Origin of the sequence: Mesorhizobium sp. (assembly GCF_024509055.1) — a bacterium.
GTDB lineage: Bacteria > Pseudomonadota > Alphaproteobacteria > Rhizobiales > Rhizobiaceae > Mesorhizobium.
The window spans coordinates 1-3644 of sequence record NZ_JANINM010000163.1; the positions used below are offsets into that span (position 1 = coordinate 1).

Annotated in this window: 6 protein-coding genes; all 6 read right to left on the bottom strand. The window is 61.7% G+C overall.

Annotated features, from left to right (window positions below; all coding sequences use genetic code 11):
- A partial coding sequence (locus Q0L57_RS08060; RefSeq protein ID WP_296740741.1) for an ABC transporter permease subunit occupies positions 1–323 on the bottom strand: 323 nt, incomplete at its 3' end.
- Positions 320–979, bottom strand: coding sequence for an amino acid ABC transporter permease (locus tag Q0L57_RS08065; protein WP_296740744.1), 660 nt, complete (start codon positions 977–979; stop codon positions 320–322). The genes Q0L57_RS08065 and Q0L57_RS08060, both read right to left, overlap by 4 nt.
- An 80-nt stretch (positions 980–1059) precedes the next feature.
- Positions 1060–1911, bottom strand: a complete 852-nt coding sequence (locus Q0L57_RS08070) for a transporter substrate-binding domain-containing protein (protein WP_296740745.1) — start codon at positions 1909–1911, stop codon at positions 1060–1062.
- 4 nt (positions 1912–1915) lie between these two features.
- Complete coding sequence (locus Q0L57_RS08075; RefSeq protein WP_296740748.1) at positions 1916–2410, bottom strand: Lrp/AsnC family transcriptional regulator; 495 nt, start codon at positions 2408–2410, stop codon at positions 1916–1918.
- Between the two features lie 278 nt (positions 2411–2688).
- Positions 2689–2871, bottom strand: a complete 183-nt coding sequence (gene rpmF / locus Q0L57_RS08080) for a 50S ribosomal protein L32 (RefSeq protein ID WP_006203806.1) — start codon at positions 2869–2871, stop codon at positions 2689–2691.
- Positions 2872–3164: 293 nt separating this feature from the next.
- On the bottom strand, positions 3165–3644 hold a 480-nt coding region (locus Q0L57_RS08085), incomplete at its 5' end, for a transglycosylase domain-containing protein (RefSeq protein ID WP_296740914.1).

Below are 3644 nucleotides of genomic sequence, written 5' to 3' on the forward strand. Positions count from 1 at the left end.
CGCACGATCTCGGCGAAATAGGCGCTGGCATAGGCCGACAGCGCGATCACCGAGACCGTGATCGTCGACAACCGCACGCCCGCCATCGGTAGCACGTAGAACAGCAAGAACACCTGGATCAGGAACGGGATGTTGCGGAACAGCTCGACATAGAAGGCGATCAATGCCGCCGGCACCCGCCCTGCCCTGAGCCTGATGAAAGCCAGGGCGAGGCCGAGCGCGAAGCCGAGCGGCAGGGTCACGACGCAGATCAGCATCGTGTTGCCGAAGCCCTTCGCCAATGCCGGCCAATTGTCGCCGATGACGGAGAAATCGAAGCTCATGCCCGCGTCCCTTCCGAGCGCCGTTCAAGGCGCCGCACCAGAAGGCTGCAGGCAGACAGCATGATGAAATAGAGCACCGCCGCGACCGCGAACGCATCGACCGGCCGATAGGTGACGTTCATGATATTCTGCGTCGTGCGCGTCAGCTCGACGACGGTGATGACCGACAGGATCGACGACGCCTTCACCAGCATGGTGAACTCGTTGACCATCGGCGGCGTGACGATACGGAAAAGCTGCGGCAGAATCACTTTCAGCCAGGTCACCGCTGGCTTCAGCCCGAGCGCCTTCGCCGCCTCGTACTGGCCGTTCGGAATGCGGGTCAGCCCGGCCCTGAGGATTTCGGCAACAAAGGCCGCGCTGTTGAAGGAGAGCGCCAGCACGCCGGCGAGCAATGGCGGCAGGTCGATGCCGACCAGCCCCGGCAGCACGTAATAGACGACGAAGATCTGCACGATCAGCGGCGTGCCGCGGATGAAGCTGGTATAGACCGCGCCGACAAGCCGCACGGCCCGCCAGCGCGAGCGGCGGCAGGCGAGCAGGCCAAAGCCGATGACGGTGCCCAGGGCGAAGCCGAGCGCCGAGACGGTGACGGTGACGCCGGCGCCGGCCAGGAACTGCGGCAGGAAGGCGATGGTTCTGGAAAAGTCGACCATGGCTCAAGCTCGACCGATTGCAGACGCACGGGGAGAGCGGCCTCCGTGGGAAGCCGGTCCCCTATGCCGGGAGAGGTGACTTACAGGGCGCCTGGCGGCAGGTAGTTCTGCTCGGGCGTCTGCATCTCGAAGCCGAACCATTTGAGCTGCAGCTCCTTGAGCTTGCCGCTGTCCTTCAGCTCACCGATCCGCGCATTGATGAAATCACGCAGGTCCTTGTCCTCGGGCCGCACCACCCAGGCCAGATATTCGACCCCGCTGATCGGGCCGACGATCTTGTAGGTGTCGGGCACATTCTTCATCAGCACTGCCGCCGAGGGCGAGGCGATGACGATGGCATCGACCTGGCCGGAAGCGAGCGCGACATGCGTTTCCGGGAAGGAGGTGAACAGCTTGATCTCGCCGATGCCACCGCCCTTGGCCTTGAGCTCCTTGTCATAGGCTTCGATCACCGGCTGCACCGAGGAGGCGAGCTGCGTTGCCACCACCATGCCGTTGATGTCTTCCGGCTTCTTGATGCGGTCTTCATTGGCGCGCACGACGATGACGTTCTCGAACGAGCCGGTCGGCCGCGTATACGCATATTTCGCCGCCCGCTCGGCGTTGATGCCGGTAGACGTCGCCATCAGGTCGAATTTCTTGGCCAGCAGGCCGGGCAACAGACCCTGGAACGGCAGATTGAGCTGGTCGAGCTTCACGCCCAGCTTGTCAACCACATAGTCGAGAATGTCCTTGTTGTAGCCGACGATCTGGCCATCGCGGACGAATTCGAACGGCTCGAACGCGGCCTCGGTACCGACGACGATGGTGCCGCGCTGCTTGATCTGATCGACCAGGCCATCGGCATGCGAGATCGCGGGCATCAGCAGCAACGGCGCCGCGGCCAGCAGATAAAGCGCGCCACGGCGCGCAGTGGAAAACAACCCAACCATTTTACTACCCTCTTTTTTCTTCTGTTTTGCTGCGCTGGTATGCACGACCGGAGTGCTTGAACACGCGGCCGATCATGTAGCTCTCGGAATCCTTGATCCCGGGAACATTGGCGAGTTCGCTGACCAGGAAGTCATGCAGTGCCGTCGTCGACGGCAAGGTCAGCTGGATGATGATGTCGAAGGGTCCGGTCATCGCGTAGACCGAGTCGACGAAGGAATAGTCGGAGAGTTTGCGCGCGACGGAGATGATGTGTTCGCGGTCGACGTCGAGCCCGACGATCGCCGCGATACCAAGATCGCTGCGCAGCGGCCGCACGACCGCCTGGATGCAAATGTCGGGATCTTCGAGGATGCGCGCCATCTTGCGGCGCACCGTCGCCTCGGTCACGCCGATGCGCTTGGCGATGTCGACGCTCGACATCCGCCCGTCGACCTTCAACTGCGAGAGGACCGCCTGCTCTGTCTCGTCGAGATCATTGGTGCTGACGAAATCCCACATAAATTCCCTCGTTTGTGTCGATTTCTTACTACAAAATTGAAATTTGCATAAGAATTCGTCATTTGCAAGTGGATTGCACACGAAAACAGCCGTGCCAGAGGCATGCTGGCGCGTTTGAGTTTTGAGGGAACAGGGAGAATGGCTTTGCGGAGTCTGGCGGACGAACGAGCGGAGCGTCGCCGCAAGCGATCAGCCGACACAGCTTGGGCAATCGCCAAAACGCAAAAAGACCGGCCAGAGGCCGGTCTTTTGAAACATCACAAAACCGTGGAAGCTTCTCAGCTTTCCTTCGGCTCCAGAACCTGGCGGCCGCGATACATGCCGGTCTTCAGGTCGATGTGGTGCGGGCGGCGCATTTCGCCGGAATTCTTGTCCTCGACATAGGTCGGGGCCTTGAGGGCGTCGGCCGAGCGGCGCATGCCGCGCTTCGACGGAGAGGTTTTTCTTTTTGGAACGGCCATGGATATGCTCCACTACATGGTCAAAATGCCCCGGCAACCCTCGCGAAAGGGCCGCATCGAGGCCATAATCTGAGAAAGTCGGGTGCCTATACACGCCTTAGGCTGTTTTGGCCAGCGCCGGCGCGAATTTTTTTAGCGCAGCAGAAAAGAACCAGGTGCGTCGAGATTCAAGTTAGGCCGAGCCGAGAGCGGTGGCTTCCGAGAACCGGAGCGGAGCGTAGTGGAAGTACGTGAGCACTGGAAGCACAGGTAGCCGCCGTTCGCAGGCCGGGCTCACTTGAATATCGATGCACCTAATCCAGGCAGCCGACATAGGCGCCCGACCTGCCGGCGCGGCGCTCGATCAGGTTGGCGAGCCGCCTCAGGCCCGGCCCCGGCTTGGCGGGATTGCGCGCGATCGGATTGGGCAGGCTCACGGCAAGCAGCGCCGCCTGCCGGCGCGACAATTGCTTGGCCGGAATGCCGAAATGGTGCTGGGAGGCGGCTTCGACACCATAGATGCCCGGCCCCCATTCGGCGATGTTGAGATAGATTTCCATGATCCGTCGCTTCGACATCACCGCGTCGAAATAGACAGCCAAGGGCAGTTCGATCACCTTGCGCACACTACCCAGCGGCCGCGACCACAGGAAAAGGTTCTTCACTGTCTGCATGGTGATGGTGGAAGCGCCGCGCGTCGCCTCGCCGGCGAGCGCGTCGTCGACGACACCGCGCAACTCGCCGAGATCGACGCCGCGATGGAAGCAGAACTGCCCGTCCTCGGACATGATCAC

Bases quoted from the DNA above. Each gene is read 5' to 3' on its own strand.
- Q0L57_RS08065 (WP_296740744.1), bottom strand. From the start codon at position 979: ATGGTCGACTTTTCCAGAACCATCGCCTTCCTGCCGCAGTTCCTGGCC.
- Q0L57_RS08070 (WP_296740745.1), bottom strand. From the start codon at position 1,911: ATGGTTGGGTTGTTTTCCACTGCGCGCCGTGGCGCGCTTTATCTGCTG.
- Q0L57_RS08075 (WP_296740748.1), bottom strand. From the start codon at position 2,410: ATGTGGGATTTCGTCAGCACCAATGATCTCGACGAGACAGAGCAGGCG.
- rpmF (WP_006203806.1), bottom strand. From the start codon at position 2,871: ATGGCCGTTCCAAAAAGAAAAACCTCTCCGTCGAAGCGCGGCATGCGC.